This is a genomic window from Streptomyces sp. SUK 48 (assembly GCF_009650765.1).
Taxonomy (GTDB): domain Bacteria; phylum Actinomycetota; class Actinomycetes; order Streptomycetales; family Streptomycetaceae; genus Streptomyces.
This window is the reverse complement of record NZ_CP045740.1, coordinates 6591820-6612391: the sequence shown is the minus strand read 5'-3', so window position 1 is coordinate 6612391 and position 20572 is coordinate 6591820. Positions and strand designations below refer to the sequence as shown.

The window sequence follows — 20572 nt, the reverse complement described above, 5'->3', positions numbered from 1 at the left end:
GCATAAGGAGGCCGCCCGGCGGTCACGGACCGTGCGGTTCCGGCCCGACCATCAAGGCCATGACAGCACACGTGGGCGAATTCGCGGTGAATGTACGGGTACGTGCACGCGGTAGGGAGGCGCGACCCCGGTGGCCGGCCCGATCCCGGCGTCCGGGCGCGGTGAGATGTTCGGCATCCTCTGGCAGGACGAATCGGCGCCCACCGGGTTGACGGCGGCCCCGGGCGCGCGGCGGCACGGGCTGCCGGGGCGTGACGAAAAGGGCGCCGGGGATGTCCCCGGCGCCCTTTCTCCACTCGCTGTCGGCGGCTAGCCGAGTCGCGACTCCAGCTCCGCCACGATCTCGTTGGCACCGATCGCGCTCTGCTCGCCGGACTCCATGTCCTTGAGCTGGACGACGCCCTCGGCCAGGTCGCGCTCGCCGGCAACCAGGGTGTAGCGCGCGCCGCTGCGGTTGGCGTTCTTCATGGCGCCCTTGAGGCCCTTGCCGCCGTACGCGAAGTCCGCCGCGATGCCCACCTTGCGCAGCTCGGTGACCTTGGCGAACAGGAAGCGGCGGGCCTCCTCGCCGAGCGGGACGGCGTACACGGAGGTGGTGGACGGGAGGTCCAGCGCCACGCCCTCGGCCTCCAGCGCGAGGACCGTGCGGTCGACGCCGAGGGCCCAGCCGACGGAGGGCAGCGCGGGGCCGCCGATCATCTCGGACAGGCCGTCGTAGCGGCCGCCGCCGCCCACCGCGGACTGCGAGCCGAGGCCGTCGTGCACGAACTCGAAGGTGGTGCGGGTGTAGTAGTCCAGGCCGCGGACCAGCTTCGGATCGTCCTCGAAGGCCACGCCCGCCGCCGTGATCAGCTCACGGACCTCCTCGTGGTACGCCTTGCAGGCGTCGCACAGGTAGTCCCGCAGCAGCGGGGCGCCGGTGAGCTGCTTCTGGACCGACTCGCGCTTGTCGTCCAGGACGCGCAGCGGGTTGATCTCGGCGCGCCGCAGCGTGTCCTCGTCGAGGTCCAGACCGCGCAGGAAGTCCTGGAGCGCGGCCCGGTACACCGGCCGGCACTCCTTGTCGCCCAGGCTGTTGAGCAGGATGCGGAAGTTCCGCAGGCCCAGCGAGCGGTACGCCTGGTCGGCCAGGATGATCAGCTCGGCGTCCAGCGCCGGGTCCTCCGCGCCGATCGCCTCGGCACCGACCTGGGAGAAGTGGCGGTAGCGGCCCTTCTGCGGGCGTTCGTAGCGGTAGTACGAGCCGGAGTACCAGAGCTTGACCGGGAGGTTGCCGCTCTTGTGCAGGTTGGCCTCCAGGGCCGCACGCAGCACGGAGGCCGTGCCCTCGGGGCGCAGGGCGAGCTTGTCGCCGCCCTTGGTCTCGAAGGCGTACATCTCCTTGGTGACGATGTCGGTGGACTCGCCCACACCGCGCGCGAACAGCTCGACGTTCTCAAAACCGGGGGTCTCGATGTAGCCGTAGCCGGAGTTGCGCAGCGGGGCGGCGATCGCCTCGCGGACCGCCAGGTACGTCGCGGAGTCCGGCGGGATCAGGTCGTAGGTGCCCTTGGGGGCCTGGAAGGTGCTCACGGAAGCTCTCTTGTCACATTCCTCGTCGGGGAGCCGCGGGGGCTCCCTGGCCTGCTGCCACGTCCCGCAGATAGGGGTTGGTGGCGCGCTCGCGGCCGATGGTCGTCTGGGGGCCGTGGCCGGACAGGACCACGGTGGAGTCGTCGAGCGGCAGGCACACCCGTGCCAGCGACCCGAGCATGTCCGCCATGGATCCGCCCGGCAGATCGGTGCGTCCGATGGAGCCGGCGAACAGCAGATCCCCGGAGAAGAACACCGACGGCACGTCCGCGCTCTCGGGCATCCGGAAGGTCACCGACCCCTTGGTATGGCCCGGCGCGTGCGCGACGGAGAACTCCAGCCCGGCCAGCTCCAGCTTCGCGCCGTCGGCCAGCTCCCGGACGTCGTCGGGCTCGCCCACGGTCAGCTCGCCCATGAGGGGCATGCCGATCGAGCGGCCGAGCGCCTTCTCCGGGTCGCTCATCATGAAGCGGTCCTCGGGGTGGATCCAGGCGGGCACGTCATGGGCGCCGCACACGGGGACGACCGAGGCCACATGGTCGATGTGGCCGTGGGTGAGGACGACGGCGACGGGCTTGAGCCGATGCTTCTTCAGCGCTTCCTCGACTCCCTCGGCGGCCTGGTGGCCCGGGTCGATGATCACGCACTCCTCACCGGCGGCGGGGGCGACGAGGTAGCAGTTCGTCCCCCAGGCCCCGGCGGGGAACCCGGCAATGAGCACGATCGTCCTTCGTTTCATCGGTGTACGAGTGGTGACAAGGCGGCCTCGGCCGCACTCAGAGCCTACCGGCGCTGCCGTTTCCTCAGCGAACCCATATACGGTACGGGGCTACACGCAGTGGTCGGCCCACGAGGACGCACGCGTACCGCTCGACACACGACACGCATGAGGAGAAACCCGGTGGTCAGCCAGGAGCAGCGGCGGCGTCAGCTCGCCCGGGAGAAGTTCTTGCGACAGCAGCAGCGGCGCACCGAGTCGCGGCGCAAGGCCCGCGTGCGCAACTCCGCGATCGCGTCGGTACTGGGCGTGATCGTGATCGGCAGTGTGGCGCTCTACACCACCCATGTGCTGGGGGGCGACGACAAGAAGACCGACGCGAGCGCCAAGACGCAGCCGAGCGCGTCCGCGAAGCCGAGCAAGGCGCCGGACCCGTGCCAGAAGCCGGCCGCGGGCTCGGTGAAGCAGCTCAGCTGGAAGAAGGAGCCGGCGATGTCGATCGACACGTCGGCGAAGTACACGCTCGACCTGTCGACGACGTGCGGTGACATCCCGGTCTCGCTGAAGACGTCGGCGGCCCCGCACACGGTCAACTCCTTCGACTTCCTCGCGGGCAAGGGCTTCTTCGACCACACCAAGTGCCACCGGCTGACCACGCAGGGCATCTTCGTGCTCCAGTGCGGCGACCCGAAGGGCACCGGCATGGGCGGTCCCGGCTACACGCTGCCGGACGAGAACCTGAAGGACGCCGCCCTGAAGAAGAACACCTACCCGGCGGGCACCGTGGCGATGGCCAACACCGGCCAGAAGCACACCGGCGGCAGCCAGTTCTTCCTGGTCTACAAGGACAGCCCGCTGCCGCCCCAGTACACGCCGTTCGGCACGATCTCCGCGTCCGGCATGAAGGTGCTGAACAAGATCGCGGCGGCGGGCGAGAGCACCGGCCAGGGTGACGGCGCCCCGAACGCGACCGTTGTGATCAACAAGGCGACGGTCGTCAAGTCCTGAGGGCGGCCGGGGCCGTCGGTGGAATTTCGGTCGCGCTGGATGCGGACAGGGAACCCGCTGGTCGCCTATGTTGGCCGTGACGAAACTGTGGTCGATGCCCGGGGCGCTGAGGCACCCCGCAGGCATCATGTGGAGGAGGCGCTGTGAGCAGCGACCCGTGGGGCCGCGTCGACGAGACGGGGACCGTGTACGTGCGTACGGCCGACGGCGAGCAGGTCGTCGGATCGTGGGCGGCCGGCTCCCCTGAGGAGGCGCTGGCCTACTTCGAGCGCAAGTACGAGGGCCTGGTTGTAGAGATCGGCCTCCTCGAGAAGCGAGTGCGGACCACCGACCTGTCGGCGAAGGACGCCCAGACCGCCATCGACCACCTGCGCGAGCAGGTGGACGCGCACCACGCGGTCGGCGATCTGGCCGCGCTGCGCGGTCGGTTGGACAAGCTGGTGGAGACGGTCGAGGCGCGCCGCGAGGAGCGCAAGGTCCAGCGGGCCAAGCAGTCCGACGAGGCCCGCAAGGCCAAGGAGGACCTGGTCGCCGAGGCGGAGCAGCTGGCGCAGTCCGACCAGTGGCGGGCCGCGGGTGAGCGGCTGCGGGCGCTGGTGGACACCTGGAAGGGGCTGCCGCGTCTGGACCGCAAGTCCGACGACGAGCTGTGGCACCGCTTCTCGCACGCCCGGTCGGCGTTCTCCAAGCGCCGCAAGGCTCACTTCGCACAGCTGGACGCGCAGCGCGAGGACGCCCGTCGGATCAAGGAGCGGCTGGTCGCCGAAGCCGAGTCGCTGTCGGGTTCCACGGACTGGGGTCCGACGGCGGCCCGTTACCGCGATCTGATGTCGGAGTGGAAGGCCGCGGGCCGCGCCCAGCGCGAGCACGAGGACGACCTGTGGAACCGCTTCCGCGGCGCCCAGGACGTGTTCTTCGCGGCGCGCAGCTCGGTGTTCGCCGAGCGGGACGCGGAGCAGGCGGAGAACCTGAAGCTCAAGGAGGAGCTGGCCGAGGAGGCCGAGAAGCTCCTGCCGGTCGGCGAGCTGAAGGCCGCCCGTGCCGCCTTCCGTTCGATCAACGAGCGCTGGGAGGCCATCGGCCACGTCCCGCGGGACGCGCGCCCGAAGGTCGAGGGCCGGATGCACACGGTCGAGCGGGCGATCCAGGAGGCCGAGGAGGCCGAGTGGCGCCGGACGAACCCGGAGGCGCGGGCGCGTGCCGAGGGTCTGACCGGTCAGCTCCAGGCCGCCGTGGACAAGCTCGGGACGCAGATCGAGCAGGCCCGCGCCCAGGGCAACAACTCCAGGGCCGACAAGCTCCAGCGGGAGCTGGAGGGCCGCCAGGCGCTGCTGGAGCAGGCGCTGAAGGGCCTCCAGGAGTTCGGCGGCTGATTTCCCTGTTGCCGATGTGAAAGGGCCCCGTACAGGCGTACGGGGCCCTTTCATCTGCGCTGCGGCACGGCGCTCAGGAGCGGGTGCGTCCCGAGGTCACGCGGTAGACGTCGTACACGCCCTCCACGCCGCGGACGGCCTTCAGGACGTGCCCGAGGTGCTTGGGGTCGCCCATCTCGAAGGTGAAGCGGGAGGTGGCGACGCGGTCGCGGGAGGTCTGGACGGCGGCCGAGAGGATGTTGACGTGCTGGTCGGACAGCACGCGGGTGACGTCCGAAAGCAGCCGGGAGCGGTCCAGGGCCTCGACCTGGATGGCGACCAGGAAGACCGAGGACTGGGTGGGCGCCCACTCGACGTCGAGGATGCGCTCGGGCTCCCGGGACAGCGAGTCCACGTTGACGCAGTCGCTGCGGTGCACGGAGACGCCGCTGCCGCGGGTGACGAAGCCGATGATCGGGTCGCCGGGCACGGGGGTGCAGCAGCGGGCCAGCTTGACCCATACGTCGTCGACGCCCTTGACCACGACGCCGGGGTCGGCGCTGGAGCGGCGCTTGCGGCGGCTGCGGGACGGCGGGACCGTCTCGTCGATCTCCTCGGTGGCGGCCTCCTCGCCGCCGAGGGCCTGCACCAGCTTCTGCACGATGTTCTGCGCGGAGACATGGCCCTCGCCTATCGCCGCGTAGAGCGCGGAGATGTCCGAGTAGCGCATCTCGTGCGCGAGCGTGATCAGGGAGTCGCCGTTGAGGATGCGCTGGATCGGCAGGTTCTGCTTGCGCATGGCCCGCACGATGGCGTCCTTGCCCTGCTCGATCGCCTCGTCCCGGCGCTCCTTGGAGAACCAGGCGCGGATCTTGTTGCGCGCCCGGGGCGACTTGACGAAGCCGAGCCAGTCCCGTGAGGGTCCGGCGCCGGGTGCCTTGGAGGTGAAGACCTCGACCAGGTCGCCGTTGTCCAGGGTGGACTCCAGCGGTACGAGGCGGCCGTTGACCCGCGCTCCTATGGTGCGGTGGCCGACCTCGGTGTGCACGGCGTACGCGAAGTCCACCGGGGTGGCGCCGGCCGGGAGCGCTATGACATCGCCCTTGGGCGTGAAGACGAAGACCTCGTTGCGCGACAGGTCGAAGCGCAGCGACTCCAGGAACTCGCCCGGGTCCTCGGTCTCCTTCTGCCAGTCGAGCAACTGCCGCAGCCACGCCATGTCGTTGATGGCGTCCTTGTCCTTGCCGGCGGTCTTGGGCGCGTCGGTGCGCACCTTGGAGGCGCCGGCGACGGCCTCCTGCTTGTACTTCCAGTGCGCGGCGATGCCGTACTCGGCACGGCGGTGCATGTCGAAGGTGCGGATCTGGAGTTCGACGGGCTTGCCGTTGGGGCCGATCACCGTGGTGTGCAGCGACTGGTACATGTTGAACTTGGGCATCGCGATGTAGTCCTTGAACCGGCCGGGGACCGGGTTCCATCGCGCGTGCACGGTGCCGAGGGCGGCGTAGCAGTCGCGGACCGTGTCGACCAGGACACGGATGCCCACCAGGTCGTAGATCTCCGCGAAGTCGCGGCCGCGGACGATCATCTTCTGGTAGACGCTGTAGTAGTGCTTCGGCCGGCCGGTGACGGTCGCCTTGATGCGAGCGGCGCGCAGATCGGACTGGACCTCGTCGGTCACTATGGCGAGGTACTCGTCGCGCTTGGGCGCGCGCTCGGCCACCAGCCGGACGATCTCGTCGTACATCTTGGGGTAGAGGATCGCGAAGGCGAGGTCCTCCAGTTCCCACTTGATGGTGTTCATGCCCAGGCGGTGGGCGAGCGGCGCGTAGATCTCGAGGGTCTCGCGCGCCTTCTTCTCCTGCTTCTCGCGCTTGAGGTAGCGCATGGTGCGCATGTTGTGCAGGCGGTCGGCGAGCTTGATGACCAGGACGCGGGGGTCCTTGGCCATGGCGACGACCATCTTGCGCACGGTCTCGGCCTGCGCGGCCTCGCCGAACTTGACCTTGTCCAGCTTGGTGACGCCGTCCACGAGCAGGGCGACCACGTCGCCGAAGTCGCGGCGCAGGTCCTCCAGGCCGTACTCGGTGTCCTCGACGGTGTCGTGCAGCAGGCCGGCCATCAGCGTGGCCGGGTCCATGCCCAGCTCGGCGAGGATGGTGGTGACGGCGAGCGGGTGCGTGATGTACGGGTCGCCGCTCTTGCGCTTCTGGCCGCGGTGCCAGCGTTCGGCGACCTGGTAGGCGCGCTCGATCTGGCGGAGGGTGGAGTTCTCGATCTTCGGATCGTTGCTGCGCACTATCCGCAGCAGCGGTTCCAGGACCGGGTTGTACGGGTTCGCGCGCTGGACGCCGAGGCGGGCCAGGCGGGCGCGGACGCGGTTGGAGGAGCCGGAGCGGCCGTTCTGCACGGCGGGCGGGCGCACGACGGGGGGCTGCGCGGGGCGCTCGGCGGGGGTCTCCGGTTTGGGACGCGAGGACTCCGCGGACTTCTCGACGGGCGCGGCCGAGGCGTGCTCGACCGCCCCGCGGGTGTCGTTCTTGGCGGTCGACACGTTCGGCGCGGGCTTGGCCGCGGGTGCCGAGGCGGGCTCGGGCTTGGCGGCGGTCAGTGGCTGGGCCTCGTCTGGCAAGAGGGCTCCTCGTGCGCGTTCCGGGTCCCCCGGTCAGGCTCCGGAGACCCCATGGTAGCGATCCCGCCGCCACGGATCGCCCGGAGGCGGATCGTAGGGTCCGACTACCCCTGTAACGCCAAAGGTGCACCTGGGATTCCGAAGGATGGCCGGAAGGTGATGTTTGGGAGCGGCGGGGGCGGTTGAAGGGGGCCGGGGAAGGCCGAAGCCGGCGGCGGAAACCGGGCAGCGCGGCCGGGGAATCGGCCTGACGCCGGGGAGCGGGCGGCCCGGGGAGGCGGGCGGGCCTCAGACCCAGGCAGGGGCCGGGCCCGGGTGGACGCCGGGAGGACAGGGCGGAGGCCAGGCCCCTCGCCCCCTCGCCTCCGGCCCCCGGCTGCCCCCGGGCTCTGCCGGGCCCTCGGCGCCCGCATGGGCCGGGGGCCCGGCAGAGGCCAGCGGGATCGGGGACGCGGCACCGAGGAAGACCAGGCTGCGGGGTCGGCTGTGGGAAGCCCCGCAGAGCCGAGAGGGCCGGGGGTGGCCGGGCCGAACTGGTGGGGACGGGGAAACCGGGGCGGGGACGCCGTACGGCCGCCTCGGTGGGGTGCCGGGGCGGCCGTACGGGGTTGCTTGCCGGGCGGAGCCTGGTCAGACCTGGAGGAGGGCTTCCAGGGGGACTCCGGCGAGGGTCGGTTCCAGGCGGGCGCGGGCGCCGAGGAAGCCCAGCTCCATCAGGACCGCGAGGCCCGCGACCTCGGCACCGGCGCGCCGGATGAGGTGGATGGCCGCCTCGGCGGTGCCACCGGTGGCCAGCACGTCGTCCACGATCAGGACGCGGTCGCCGGAGGTCAGGTCCTCGGCGTGCACCTCGATCTCGGCCGAGCCGTACTCCAGGTCGTAGCCCTGGCTCAGGGTGGCGCCGGGCAGCTTGCCCGCCTTGCGGACCGGGATGAAGCCCAGGCCCGCGCGGACGGCGACCGGGGCGCCGAGGATGAAGCCCCGGGCCTCCAGACCGACGATCTTCGTGGCGCCGGTGCTCGTGGCGATGCCGGCGAGCGCGTCGGTCAGGGCGGTGAACGCGGCGGGGTCCGCCAGGAGCGGGGTGATGTCCTTGAACATCACGCCCGGCTCCGGGTAGTCCGCGACGTCACGGATGCGGCTGAGCAGCAGCTCCTGGATGTCGGTCATCGGCGCTTGCCCGCCTGGCGGCCGCGGCCACGGCCGCGGGAGGAGGGCTGGTTGCGCGGGCCGACCACGGCGGGCGCGGCGTCCTCGGCGTCCACACCCGCGCCCACGGGACCATCCTCCGAGCCGGCCTGGGCACGCTTGGCCATGACCCGCTTGGTGAGGGCCTTGAGCGCGGGCTCGCGCTCCTTGAGGTCGGCGACCAGCGGGGTGGCGATGAAGATCGAGGAGTACGCACCGGCCGCGAGGCCGACGAACAGCGACAGCGAGATGTCGTTGAGGTCACCGGCGCCGAGGAAGCCGCCGCCGATGAAGAGCAGACCGGCGACCGGCAGCAGGGCGACGACCGTGGTGTTGATGGAGCGGACCAGGGTGCCGTTGATCGACCGGTTGGCGATCTCGCTGTAGGTGAAGCGGGTCTGCTTGGTGATGTCCTTCGTCTGCTCCTTGAGGCTGTCGAAGACGACGACCGTGTCGTAGAGCGAGTAACCGAGGATGGTGAGCAGACCGATGATCGTGCCGGGCGAGACCTCGAAGCCGACCAGGGCGTAGATACCGGTCGTGATGGTGATGTCGTGGATCAGCGCGACCAGGGCCGCGACGGCCATGCGCCACTCGAAGGCGATGGCCAGGTAGATCACGACGAGCACCATGAAGATCGCCAGGCCCTCCCATGCCTTGTTGGCGATCTCCTGGCCCCAGCTCGGGCCGACCAGGTCGGCGGCGAGCTTCTCGGGGTTGAGCTTCAGGTCCTTGGCCAGGCTCTGCTTGACCTGGTCGGACTTGGCCGTGTCCAGGCCGGCGACCTGGATGCGCAGGCTGCCGTTGCCGAGCTTCTGCACGACGGCCTCGTGGCCGGAGGCGTCCTTGGCGTACGACTCCGCCTGAGCGACCGAGGTGCTCATCTTGGTCGGCGTCGTGAAGACGGCGCCGCCCTGGAAGTCGATGCTCATGTTCAGGCCGCGCACCGCCAGGCCGAGGATGGCCGTGATGGTGATCAGGATCGAGACGCCGTACCAGATCTTGCGCTTGCCGATGAAGTCGTAGCTGATCTCGCCGCGGTGCAGCCGGGCGCCGATGGAACCGAGTTTCGACATCGCTCACGCCTCCTTCGGGTCGACAGGGCCGGCGGGACCGGCGGGACGGCGGGTGCGGCGCAGCGGCGGATGGGCGCCGAGGCTCTTCGGGTCGAGGCCGGACCACTTGTGGCCGTTGCCGAAGAACTTGCGGCGGGCGAGCAGGGTCATCAGCGGCTTGGTGAACAGGAAGACGACGACCACGTCGAGCACGGTGGTCAGACCCAGCGTGAACGCGAAGCCCTGGACCTTGCCGACGGTCACGATGAACAGCACGGCGGCGGCGAGGAACGACACGAAGTCGGAGACCAGGACGGTGCGCCGGGCGCGCGGCCAGGCACGCTCGACGGCGGGGCGCAGCGAGCGGCCCTCGCGGATCTCGTCCCTGATGCGTTCGAAGTACACGATGAACGAGTCGGCGGTGATACCGATGGCGACGATGGCACCGCAGACCGCCGGCAGGTTCAGCGCGAAGCCGATGGCCGGGCCGAGCAGCGACATGATCACGTAGGTGAGGATCGCCGAGACGATCAGGGAGGCCATGGCGACGAGCGACAGGCCGCGGTAGTAGACCACCAGGTAGAGCACGACCAGGGCGAGGCCGATGGCGCCCGCGAGCAGACCGGCGTGCAGCTGCGCGCCGCCGAGCGCGGCGGTCACGGTGGTGACGGACTGCTCCTGGAAGGAGAGCGGCAGCGCGCCGTACGACAGCATGTTGGCGAGGTTCTGCGCCTCCTGCTGCGTGAAGCTGCCGGAGATCTCCGCCTGGCCGCCGGTGATGGCGGTGCTGACATACGGGCTGGAGACGACCTCGCCGTCCAGGACGATGCCGAACTCGTTCTGCGGGGCCTGGTTCTTGGCCAGCGCGCCGGTGATGTCGGCGAACTTCTTGGCGCCCTTGGAGTCGAAGGTCATCTGGACCTGCCAGCCGGAGGCGCCCTGGGTGTCGAAGACGGCCTGGGCCTTCTTCACCTCGGTGCCGTCCACGCCGGCCGGGCCGAGCAGGTACTTGTAGTAGCCCTTGCCGACCTTGCCGCAGGCGATGGTCGGCTCACCCGGCTTGGCCTTGTTGCCGGCCTCGGCGCGATCGGCCGTCTTGGAGCAGTCCAGGGCGGTGTACGCGGCCTGGAGCTTGGAGGTGTCCGTACCGCCGGAGGCCGAGGGGGTTGGCTTGGGCGAGGAACCGCCGGTGGGCGTCGCGCTCGGCGAGGGGCTGGAGCCGGCCTTGAGGGCGTCGGTGACCGCACGGCCCTGCGTGGTCGCGGTGGCGGTCGGGGACGTGCTCGACGACGGCGAGGACGACGAGGAGGACGCCTTCTCCGAGGAGGAGGCGCTCGGGGAGGAGCTGGAGCCCGGCTTGGGCGAGGAGCCGCCGGTCGGGGAGGAGCTCGGCGAGGGGCTGGCCGCGGCGCCGCTGGGCTCGCTCGCCAGAACCGGCCGGAAGTAGAGCTTGGCGGTGGTGCCGACCTGCTGCTGGGCCTCCTTGGAGTTGGTGCCCCGCGGGATGTTGACGATGATGTTGTCGGTTCCCTGGGTCTGCACCTCCGCCTCGGAGACGCCGAGGCCGTTGACACGGCGGTTCATGATCTCGACCGCGGTGTCCATGTTGGCCTTGTTGACCGCGGAACCCTGGTCGGCCTTCGCCTTGAGCGTGATGCTCGTGCCACCGGCGAGATCGATGCCGAGACGCGGAGTGGTGTGCCCTGAGGCGAACATCCCTCCGGTGAGCGCCACGATGGCGATCAGGATCAGGGCCAGCGAGCGCCCTGGTTTGCTCTGGGCACTCGCGCTCCGGCCCTTCTTAGGTGCTGCCACCTTCTCGTACTCCCTCTCGGGCCGCTCCGGCGCCCGGTCGGCGCTCGGCGGCCATGACATGGTGTCGGGCTCCCGTGCGGGAAGCAGACGCGCCCGGTGGTGCGCGGGGCGTGATTATGCCGTCTCGCGCACCACCGGGGTGTGACTACTTCGCGTCGGAGTCGCCGTCGGCCTTCTTCGGCTGGTCCTCCGTCTTGGCCTCGGCGGCCTCGGACCCGCCGGCGACGTCCTTGTCGGCGTCCTTCTTACCGAGGTCGATCTTGTCGTCGGAGGCGGCGGCAGCGGCGGCAGATCCGTCGGTCTCGTCGGTCTCGGTGAGAGAGGAGGCGTCGTCCGGGACGATGCCGGCGTCGGACTTCAGGTCGTGCTCGATGCCGTGCACGATGCGGTTGTACTCGTCGTCGGTGAGGACGGCGCCGATCGCGTTCTTCGCGAAGAGGAGGTCCACGCCGGGAGCGGCGTCGAGGAGGACGGTGTCCTCATTGACTTCCTTGACCGTCGCGTACATTCCCCCGATCGTGCGGACACCGGAGCCGGGCTGCATCTCATTGCGCATCTGCGCGGCCTGAGTCTGCTTCTTCTTGGCAGAGCGCGTCATCAGGAACATGGCCGCGATGAGCACGATGAACGGGAGAAGGGTATACGGATTCACGGGGCGGGATTTCCTTCGCGCGACCGCGACGGAGAGCGGCCTTTTCGGGGATGGGGGTGTGTCGGCGCCACCCGCAAGGGCGGCATCGGCGGAGTCTAAGCGAGTCCGCACACATGGAACAACGCCCAGCATGGCACCTGGGTTCCGCCCCGGGCCACTGCCGAAGCGGAGGGCCGCCCGGGGCCGGTGGTGTCACGCCCCGAACAGGTCCGGTTGTCCGTTTCCCGGGGTGGCGGAGCCGGGCGGGGTGAGACCGAGGTGCGTCCAGGCGGCGGGCGTGGCGACGCGGCCGCGCGGGGTGCGGGCCAGCAGTCCCTCGCGCACCAGGAAGGGTTCGGCGACCTCCTCGACGGTCTCCCGCTCCTCCCCCACCGCGACGGCCAGCGTGGACAGGCCGACGGGGCCGCCGCCGAAGAGCTTCAGCAACGCCTGCAGGACCGCGCGGTCCAGCCGGTCGAGGCCCCGCGCGTCGACCTCGTAGACGGCGAGGGCGGCCGCGGCGATGTCCCGGGTGATCAGGCCGTCCGCCTTGACCTGCGCGTAGTCGCGGACGCGGCGCAGCAGGCGGTTGGCGATACGGGGGGTGCCGCGGGAGCGGCCCGCGATCTCGGCGGCGCCGTCCGTCTCGATGCCGACGTCCAGGAGCTGCGCGGAGCGGTGCACGACGCGCTCCAGTTCGCGGGGCTCGTAGAACTCCATGTGCGCGGTGAAGCCGAAGCGGTCGCGCAGCGGGGGCGGCAGCAGACCGGCCCGGGTGGTGGCGCCGACCAGGGTGAACGGGGGCAGTTCGAGGGGGATGGCGGTGGCGCCGGGGCCCTTGCCGACGATGACGTCGACGCGGAAGTCCTCCATCGCCATGTACAGCATCTCCTCGGCGGGCCGGGACATGCGGTGGATCTCGTCCAGGAAGAGCACCTCGCCCTCCTGGAGGGAGGAGAGGATCGCGGCGAGGTCGCCGGCGTGCTGGATGGCGGGGCCCGAGGTGATGCGGATGGGGGCGCCCATCTCGGCCGCGATGATCATCGACAGGGTGGTCTTGCCGAGGCCGGGGGCGCCGGAGAGCAGGACGTGGTCGGCGGTGGCGCCGCGCGCGCGGGCCGCCCGCAGCACCAGGTCGAGCTGTTCGCGGACCTTCTCCTGGCCGATGAACTCGCCGAGATCCTTGGGGCGCAGGGCGGCCTCGACGGCCTGGTCCTCGCCGTCGGCGGCGGAGCCCACCAGCCGCTCGGCGGCGGGCGTACCGGCGGTGTCGGCCATGTCGTCCCAGTTCATGTGGTGTGCCTCAATAGGGGTGGGGGTCAGCGTGCGCGGTTCAGGGTCTGCAGGGCGGCCTTCAGGAGCGGGCCGACCTGCGGGATGCCGCCAGCGGCCTCGGCCTGCGGGGCCACGGCGGTGACGGCTTCCTCGGCCTCGCGGGTGGCGTAGCCGAGGCCGATGAGGGCCGCGTGCAGCTGGTCGCGCCAGCCCTGGGTGACCGGGGCGCCGACGGCGGGGGCGGTGCCGGCGGGCGCGCCGAGGCGGTCCTTCAGTTCCAGGAGCAGTTTCTGGGCGCCCTTCTTGCCGATGCCGGGGACGGCGGTGAGGGCCTTCTCGTCACCGGTGGCGACGGCCCGGCGCAGCGCGTCGGGGCTGTGCACGGCGAGCATGGCCTGGGCGAGGCGGGGGCCGACGCCGCTGGCGGTCTGGAGCAGGACGAAGACCTGGCGGGCGTCGTCGTCCGCGAAGCCGTACAGGGTCAGCGAGTCCTCGCGGACGACCAGGGAGGTGTGGAGTTTGGCGGGCTGTCCGACGCGGAGCGTGGAGAGCGTGTCCGGGGTGCACTGGACGGACATGCCGACACCGCCGACCTCCACCACCGCGGCGTCGGGGGCGAGCGCGGCGACCGTGCCGCTGACGAACGCGATCATGCCGTACGGCCTTTCGTTGCGTGGGCGGTGTGCAGGGCGACGGCCTGCTGGAGGCGGTTCTGGGCGGGGGCGCGCCAGATGTGGCAGATGGCGAGGGCGAGGGCGTCGGCCGCGTCGGCGGGCTTGGGGGGCGCGGCGAGCCGGAGCAGCCGGGTGACCATGGCGCCGACCTGGGCCTTGTCGGCGCGGCCCGAGCCGGTGACGGCGGCCTTGACCTCGCTGGGGGTGTGCAGTGCGACGGGGATGCCGCGGCGGGCGGCGCACAGCATGGCGACGGCGCTGGCCTGGGCGGTGCCCATCACGGTGCGTACGTTGTGCTGGCTGAAGACGCGCTCCACGGCGACGCACTCGGGCCGGTGTTCGTCCAGCCACGCCTCGATGCCCTGCTCGACGGCGAGCAGCCGCCGGCTGAGCTCGGCGTCCGCGGGGGTGCGCACGACACCGACGCCGATCATGGTCAGCGGGCGCCCCGCGACCCCCTCGACCACGCCGACCCCGCACCGGGTCAGCCCCGGGTCCACCCCCAGTACCCGCACGGGGCCCCTCCCTTTGACCGCTCGATCACCTGTTTGTGCAGGCTATCGGGTGCCAGTGACAACGCCGCGCACCAACGCCCCCGTCGGCGTCCGCACGGGCACCGGTACGGCACCCGGGAACGCGACGGGCCGACGGGGTGTGTCCCGTCGGCCCGGTCGGTCAGCCGTACGCGTTACGCGTCGACCTTCTCCATGACCTCGTCGCTCACGTCGAAGTTGGCGAAGACGTTCTGCACGTCGTCGCTGTCCTCCAGGGCGTCGATCAGCTTGAAGATCTTCCTGGCGCCCTCCTCGTCCAGCTCGACCTGCATGGTCGGGACGAAGTTGGCCTCGGCGGAGTCGTAGTCGATCCCGGCCTCCTGGAGGGCGGTGCGGACCGCGACCAGGTCGGTGGCCTCGCTGAGCACCTCGAAGGACTCGCCGAGGTCGTTGACCTCCTCGGCACCGGCGTCCAGGACGGCACCGAGCACGTCGTCCTCGGTCAGCTCGCCCTTGGGGACGATGATGACGCCCTTGCGGTGGAAGAGGTACGACACCGAGCCCGGGTCGGCCATGTTGCCGCCGTTGCGGGTCATGGCCACGCGCACGTCGGAGGCGGCGCGGTTGCGGTTGTCGGTGAGGCACTCGATGAGCACCGCGACACCGTTCGGGCCGTAACCCTCGTACATGATCGTCTCGTAGTCGGCACCGCCGGCCTCGAGACCGCCACCGCGCTTGATCGCCGAGTCGATGTTCTTGTTCGGGACCGACTGCTTCTTGGCCTTCTGGACGGCGTCATAGAGCGTCGGGTTGCCCTCGAGGTCGACACCGCCCATGCGCGCCGCGACCTCGATGTTCTTGATCAGCTTCGCGAAGAGCTTGCCGCGCTTGGCGTCGATCACGGCCTTCTTGTGCTTCGTCGTAGCCCATTTAGAGTGGCCGGACATCTGCCTGTCTCCTTCGCGTTACCCATCCATGAACGAACGCCTGAGATCCTACAAGGACTCCGCGGTGGCGTTGGCGCGCACCATGTCGACGAACAGGGCGTGCACCCGGTGGTCGCCGGTCAGCTCCGGATGGAACGACGTGGCGAGCGCGTTGCCCTGGCGGACGGCGACGATGTGGCCGCCGTGCTCGGCGAGCACCTCCGCGTCCGCGCCCACGGACTCCACCCAGGGAGCGCGGATGAAGACGCCCTCCACAGGATCGCCCGCGACACCGCGCACGTCGACCGCGGCCTCGAAGGACTCGTTCTGGCGTCCGAAGGCGTTACGGCGCACGATCATGTCGATGCCGCCGATGGTCTCCTGGCCCGAGCGCGGGTCGAGGATCTTGTCGGCCAGCATGATCATGCCCGCGCAGGTGCCGTAGACGGGCAGGCCGGCCCGCACCCGGGCGCGCAGCGGCTCCATCACGCCGAAGAGCACGGCCAGCTTGGAGATGGTGGTGGACTCGCCGCCGGGCAGGACGAGGCCGTCGACCTCGGCGAGTTCCTCGGGGCGCCGCACCGGCCTGGCCACGGCGTCCGCCGCGGCCAGGGCGATGAGGTGCTCCCGTACGTCGCCCTGGAGCGCCAGGACACCGATGACAGGAGTGTTCATGGGGTTCGTATACCTGTGGGCCCGTGGTTACCAGCCGCGGTTCGCGTAGCGCTCGGTCTCGGGGAGGGTGTCGCAGTTGATGCCGACCATGGCCTCGCCGAGGTTGCGCGACGCCTCCGCGATGATCTTCGGGTCGTCGTAGAAGGTGGTGGCCTTCACGATGGCGGCGGCGCGCTTGGCCGGGTCGCCGGACTTGAAGATGCCGGAGCCGACGAACACGCCCTCGGCGCCGAGCTGACGCATCAGGGCCGCGTCGGCCGGGGTGGCCACGCCGCCGGCGGAGAACAGCACCACGGGGAGCTTGCCCAGCTCGGCGACCTCCTTGACCAGCTCGTAGGGGGCGCGCAGCTCCTTGGCGGCGGCGAACAGCTCGTTGTTGTCGCAGCCGCGCAGCTTGGCGATCTCGCCCTTGATCTGGCGCAGGTGGCGCACGGCCTCCACGACGTTGCCGGTGCCGGCCTCGCCCTTGGAGCGGATCATCGCGGCGCCCTCGGCGATACGGCGCAGGGCCTCGCCCAGGTTGGTGGCACCGCACACGAACGGGGTGGTGAACGCCCACTTGTCCGAGTGGTTGACCTCGTCGGCCGGGGTGAGGACCTCGGACTCGTCGATGTAGTCCACACCGAGGGACTGCAGGACCTGGGCCTCGACGAAGTGGCCGATGCGGGACTTGGCCATGACCGGGATCGAGACGGCGTCGATGATGCCCTCGATCATGTCCGGGTCGGACATCCGGGCCACGCCGCCGTCCTTGCGGATGTCGGCCGGGACCCGCTCCAGGGCCATGACGGCGACGGCGCCCGCGTCCTCGGCGATCTTCGCCTGCTCCGGGGTGACGACGTCCATGATGACGCCGCCCTTGAGCTGCTCGGCCATGCCGCGCTTCACGCGGGCGGTGCCGGTCTCGGGAGCCTGGTTCTCGGTGGTGGACACGGGCGACCTCACTGAAGGGAAAGAGGGTTCTCTGCTGCACCGAGGAAACGCGAGTGGACCAGGCCACAGCAAGGGCCAATGGAAAGCCCGTGGCTCGTTTTCGCTGGGAATGCCAGGTGAGGGGCGGTCAGGCGACGCGTTCCACCAGGGCGGCGGGGGGTTCGTCGTCCATCTCGAAGGCCAGCGGGAAGGGAGCGTGGCCGGCCAGCCGGAACCAGCGGACCTTGCGGTGCCCGCGCAGCCGGCGGGCGGCGCCCACGGCGTCGTTGTGGAAACGGCGGGCCATCGGCACCCGGCGCACGGCCTCGGCCAGCTCATGGGCCGCGTCCTCGCCGCCGGGCGCCTCGCGCAGGGCCTCCACCTGGGCCGGTTCCGCGAACACCGCGCGCAGGGCCTGGCTCAGCTCGCTCTCGGCGACCTCCCGCTGCTCCTCCTCGGCCTGCCGGGCGGCGTGCGCGGCCTCGTACAGCACGATCGAGGCGGCCGGGTCGAGCACGCCGGAGGTGGCGAGCTCCTGGGCCACGGAGGCGCGGCGCAGCAGCTGGGCGTCGAGCGCGGCGCGGGCGGCGTCCATCCGTACGTGCAGCCGGTCCAGGCGTCCTGCGGTCCAGCTCAGGTAGACGCCGATCGCGAGGAGGGCGACGAGGATCCAGATGAGGGTTGCGGTCACGCGGGAAGGCTATCGGCAGCCCCGCGGCCCGCCGGACGCGCGCCCGGAAGGCACCTGCTTCACTCCCGCGGCAGGTTTTGGTCCCGGCCGGGGCCTCAGTCCCGCGCCAGCCCGAACCGTGCCCGCAGTCCCGTCGACCGCTCGTCCGCCGCGACCGCCGTCGTGCCGTCCGTGACCGTCTCGTAGACGGAGAGGATGTCCGCGCCGACCGTGGACCAGTCGAAGCGCCGCACATGGGCGCTGCCGTGCGCGCGCAGCGCGGCCCGGCGCTCCGGGTCGGCCAGCAGCCGTACGGCGGCATCCGCGAGCGCGTCCGCGTCCTCATTGGCGAAGATCTCGCCCGCCCGCCCCTGGTCGAGGACCTGGACGAAGGCGTCGAGGTCGGAGGCGAGCACGGGGGCGCCCGCCGACATGGCCTCGACCAGGATGATGCCGAAGCTCTCGCCGCCGGTGTTGGGCGCCACGTACACGTCCACGCTGCGCAGCAGACGGGCCTTGTCCTCGTCGCTGACCATGCCGAGGAACTCCACCCGGGAGCGCAGCTCCGCGGGCAGGTTCTCGACGGCCGCCTCCTCGTCGCCGCGGCCCGCGACCAGCAGCCGTGCGCCGGGACGGGCGGCCATGATCCTCGGCAGGGCCTTCATCAGCACGGGCAGTCCCTTGCGGGGCTCGTCGATCCGGCCGATGAAGCCGATCGTCTCCCCCTGCCACTCGGGTTTCGGCGCGGCCTTCGCGAAGAAGTCGACGTCGACGCCGTTCGGGATGACCACCGCGTCCCCGCCCAGGTGCTCGACCAGCGTGCGCCGGGCGTACTCGCTGACCGCGATCCGGGCGCTGATCTTCTCCAGGGCGGCCTGGAGGATCGAGTACGCGGCGATCATCGCCCGCGAGCGCGGGTTGGAGGTGTGGAAGGTGGCCACGATGGGGCCCTGCGCCGCCCAGCAGGTGAGCAGGCCCAGCGAGGGCGAGGTCGGCTCGTGGATGTGCACCACGTCGAACGCGCCGTCGTGCAGCCAGCGCCGTACCCGCGCCGCCGACAGGAAGCCGAAGTTCAGCCGGGCCACCGAGCCGTTGTACGGCACCGGGACCGCGCGGCCCGCGGAGACGACGTAGGGCGGCAGCGGGGTGTCGTCGTCGGCCGGGGCCAGCACCGAGACCTCGTGGCCGAGGCGGATGAAGTACTCGGCGAGGTCGCGGATGTGGAACTGGACGCCTCCGGGCACGTCCCAGGAGTACGGGCAGACGATCCCGATTCTCACGAGGGTCCCTTCGCGGGGTCGAGGTCGGCGAGCCACAGCCGCTGGAGCATGTGCCAGTCCTCCGGGTGCTCGGCGATCCCGGTGGCGAAGGCGTCGGCCAGGGCCTGGGTCATGACGGACGCCTTCTCGGCGCGGGTACCCGTCTCCGGCACCTCGATCGGGGGGTGTACCTGGCCCCGCATGACCGGCGAGTCGTCGTACCAGAGGGTGACCGGCAGCAGCAGGGCGCCGGTGTGCTGGGCGAGCAGGGCGGGGCCCGCGGGCATCCGGGCCTTCTCGCCGAAGAAGTCGACCTCGACGCCGGAGGCGGACAGATCGCGGTCGGCGACCAGGCAGACCAGACCGCCGTCACGCAGCCTGCGGGCCAGGGTGCCGAAGGCGGAGCCGCCGCTGTGCGGCAGCACCTCCATGCCGAGGCCCTCGCGGTAGGCGACGAAGCGGTCGTAGAGCGTCTCGGGCTTGAGGCGCTCGGCGACCGTGGTGAACGGGGTGCGCAGCTCGGTGGTGACCCAGGCACCGGCCAGGTCCCAGTTGGCCAGGTGCGGCAGGGCGAGGATCACGCCCTTGCCGGCGGCCAGGCCCTCGGTCAGGTGGTGTATGTCCTTGGGGACGAAGCCGCCCTTGATCCGCTCGGGGCTCCAGGCGGGCAGCCGGAAGGACTCCATCCAGTAGCGCAGATAGGAGCGCATGCCCTCGCGGGAGAGCTCCGCGAGGCGCTCGGGGCTCGCGCCGGGCACCACGCGCGCATAGTTCGCCTCCAGGCGCAGCACGCCCTTGCCGCGCTTCTTCCAGACGAGGTCCGCGACGGTCCGCCCCAGGCGGGCGGCGACGGGCTCCGGGAGCTTCTTGACGGTGCTCCAGCCCGCGCCGTACAGCGCGTCGCTCAGCCGGTCCGCGACGCTCACCGCGCCGCCCCGCTCGCGTCCCGCGCGGCCGCCGCCTCGGCCTCCGCCGACTCGCGGCGCACGGTGACGACCCGCTGGATCAGCGTGACCAGGCTGCCCGCGGCCACGATCCACAGGGCGATCGGCAGCAGCCACTGGATGCCCGGCACACCGAATGTGTGCAGCCCCGCGAAACCGGCGGCGACCAGCGAGATCACCAGCCTCTCGGCACGCTCGACCAGTCCGTTGACGGCGACCGGGAGGCCGATCGACTCGCCGCGCGCCTTGGTGTACGACACCACCTGGCCGCTGGCCAGGCAGAAGATCGAGACCGCGCACATCATGTTGTCGTCGCCCTGCCCGGCGTACCAGAGCGCGAAGCCGCCGAAGATCGCGCTGTCGGCGACCCGGTCCAGGGTGGAGTCCAGGAAGGCGCCCCAGCGGCTGGAGCGGCCCAGCTGGCGGGCCATGTTGCCGTCGACCAGGTCGGAGAAGACGAACAGGGTGATCACGACCGTGCCCCAGAAGAACTCGCCCCGGGGGTAGAACACCAGCGCGCCCGCCACCACGCCCGCCGTGCCGAGCAGCGTGACCGTGTCGGGGCTCACCCCCCGCCGGATGAGAAACGCGGCGAACGGTGTGAGGACACGCGTGAAGAATGCACGCGCGTACTTGTTCAGCATGGCCTTCCCGACGGTCGGTGTCGCCGCGGCCCTGATGGCCGCCGGCTGGCCCATCGTAGCCACGCGCGCGTACGCGTGGCGGGCGGGCACCCGCGGCCCGTGCGCCGAGGTCGTGCGCCGGGCTCGCG

At 71.1% G+C, this 20572-nt stretch carries 19 protein-coding genes; 2 read left to right on the top strand and 17 right to left on the bottom strand.

Annotated features, from left to right (window positions below; genetic code table 11):
• Window positions 1-309: 309 nt before the first annotated feature.
• Both hisS and GHR20_RS29350 read right to left on the bottom strand, forming a co-directional pair.
• A complete protein-coding gene (hisS, locus tag GHR20_RS29355; RefSeq protein WP_111586983.1) occupies window positions 310-1572 on the bottom strand; it encodes a histidine--tRNA ligase in 1263 nt (420 codons plus the stop codon).
• 13 nt (window positions 1573-1585) lie between these two features.
• Window positions 1586-2293 (bottom strand): MBL fold metallo-hydrolase, encoded by a 708-nt coding sequence (locus GHR20_RS29350; protein WP_111586982.1) that lies wholly within the window; start codon window positions 2291-2293, stop codon window positions 1586-1588.
• A gap of 180 nt (window positions 2294-2473) precedes the next feature.
• On the opposite strand from GHR20_RS29350, the gene GHR20_RS29345 reads away from it, so the two are divergent.
• Both GHR20_RS29345 and GHR20_RS29340 read left to right on the top strand, forming a co-directional pair.
• Complete coding sequence (locus tag GHR20_RS29345) at window positions 2474-3298, top strand: peptidylprolyl isomerase (protein ID WP_153816175.1); 825 nt, start codon at window positions 2474-2476, stop codon at window positions 3296-3298.
• A gap of 143 nt (window positions 3299-3441) precedes the next feature.
• The gene (locus GHR20_RS29340) at window positions 3442-4671 is read left to right on the top strand and encodes a DUF349 domain-containing protein (RefSeq protein WP_111586980.1); all 1230 of its coding nucleotides are present in this window, start codon (window positions 3442-3444) and stop codon (window positions 4669-4671) included.
• A 73-nt stretch (window positions 4672-4744) separates the two neighbouring features.
• On the opposite strand, the gene GHR20_RS29335 is transcribed toward GHR20_RS29340, so the two are convergent.
• The 15 genes from GHR20_RS29335 to pgsA all read right to left on the bottom strand — a co-directional run bounded on the left by GHR20_RS29335 (window position 4745) and on the right by pgsA (window position 20498).
• Entirely contained in the window at window positions 4745-7282 is a 2538-nt protein-coding gene (locus tag GHR20_RS29335) for a bifunctional (p)ppGpp synthetase/guanosine-3',5'-bis(diphosphate) 3'-pyrophosphohydrolase (RefSeq protein WP_111586979.1), read from the bottom strand.
• A 630-nt stretch (window positions 7283-7912) separates the two neighbouring features.
• Window positions 7913-8452 carry an adenine phosphoribosyltransferase gene (locus GHR20_RS29325; protein WP_148027655.1) on the bottom strand — a complete coding sequence of 180 codons (540 nt, stop codon included), beginning with the start codon at window positions 8450-8452 and terminating at the stop codon, window positions 7913-7915.
• Entirely contained in the window at window positions 8449-9546 is a 1098-nt protein-coding gene (gene secF / locus GHR20_RS29320; RefSeq protein WP_111586977.1) for a protein translocase subunit SecF, read from the bottom strand. The genes GHR20_RS29325 and secF overlap by 4 nt, the downstream gene beginning before the upstream one ends.
• A gap of 3 nt (window positions 9547-9549) precedes the next feature.
• Window positions 9550-11340: a protein translocase subunit SecD gene (secD, locus tag GHR20_RS29315; RefSeq protein WP_194859153.1), complete on the bottom strand. Its 1791-nt coding sequence runs from the start codon at window positions 11338-11340 to the stop codon at window positions 9550-9552.
• Between the two features lie 145 nt (window positions 11341-11485).
• Complete coding sequence (gene yajC / locus GHR20_RS29310; protein WP_153814860.1) at window positions 11486-11992, bottom strand: preprotein translocase subunit YajC; 507 nt, start codon at window positions 11990-11992, stop codon at window positions 11486-11488.
• 192 nt (window positions 11993-12184) lie between these two features.
• Window positions 12185-13264, bottom strand: coding sequence for a Holliday junction branch migration DNA helicase RuvB (ruvB, locus tag GHR20_RS29305; RefSeq protein WP_153814859.1), 1080 nt, complete (start codon window positions 13262-13264; stop codon window positions 12185-12187).
• 26 nt (window positions 13265-13290) lie between these two features.
• Window positions 13291-13899, bottom strand: coding sequence for a Holliday junction branch migration protein RuvA (gene ruvA, locus GHR20_RS29300; protein WP_153814858.1), 609 nt, complete (start codon window positions 13897-13899; stop codon window positions 13291-13293).
• On the bottom strand, window positions 13896-14435 hold the full coding sequence (ruvC, locus tag GHR20_RS29295) for a crossover junction endodeoxyribonuclease RuvC (protein WP_111586971.1): 540 nt from the start codon (window positions 14433-14435) through the stop codon (window positions 13896-13898). Before ruvC ends, ruvA begins: the two co-directional genes overlap by 4 nt.
• Before the next feature lie 173 nt (window positions 14436-14608).
• The gene (locus GHR20_RS29290) at window positions 14609-15361 is read right to left on the bottom strand and encodes a YebC/PmpR family DNA-binding transcriptional regulator (RefSeq protein WP_148027652.1); all 753 of its coding nucleotides are present in this window, start codon (window positions 15359-15361) and stop codon (window positions 14609-14611) included.
• Between the two features lie 48 nt (window positions 15362-15409).
• On the bottom strand, window positions 15410-16015 hold the full coding sequence (pdxT, locus tag GHR20_RS29285) for a pyridoxal 5'-phosphate synthase glutaminase subunit PdxT (RefSeq protein WP_111586969.1): 606 nt from the start codon (window positions 16013-16015) through the stop codon (window positions 15410-15412).
• 27 nt (window positions 16016-16042) lie between these two features.
• Window positions 16043-16948: a pyridoxal 5'-phosphate synthase lyase subunit PdxS gene (pdxS, locus tag GHR20_RS29280; RefSeq protein WP_111586968.1), complete on the bottom strand. Its 906-nt coding sequence runs from the start codon at window positions 16946-16948 to the stop codon at window positions 16043-16045.
• A gap of 127 nt (window positions 16949-17075) precedes the next feature.
• On the bottom strand, window positions 17076-17618 hold the full coding sequence (locus GHR20_RS29275) for a hypothetical protein (protein ID WP_111586967.1): 543 nt from the start codon (window positions 17616-17618) through the stop codon (window positions 17076-17078).
• A 95-nt stretch (window positions 17619-17713) separates the two neighbouring features.
• Window positions 17714-18877 (bottom strand): glycosyltransferase family 4 protein, encoded by a 1164-nt coding sequence (locus GHR20_RS29270; RefSeq protein WP_153814857.1) that lies wholly within the window; start codon window positions 18875-18877, stop codon window positions 17714-17716.
• Complete coding sequence (locus GHR20_RS29265; RefSeq protein WP_148027650.1) at window positions 18874-19782, bottom strand: phosphatidylinositol mannoside acyltransferase; 909 nt, start codon at window positions 19780-19782, stop codon at window positions 18874-18876. Before GHR20_RS29265 ends, GHR20_RS29270 begins: the two co-directional genes overlap by 4 nt.
• Window positions 19779-20498, bottom strand: a complete 720-nt coding sequence (gene pgsA / locus GHR20_RS29260; RefSeq protein WP_111586964.1) for a phosphatidylinositol phosphate synthase — start codon at window positions 20496-20498, stop codon at window positions 19779-19781. The genes GHR20_RS29265 and pgsA overlap by 4 nt, the downstream gene beginning before the upstream one ends.
• Between the last annotated feature and the right edge of the window lie 74 nt (window positions 20499-20572).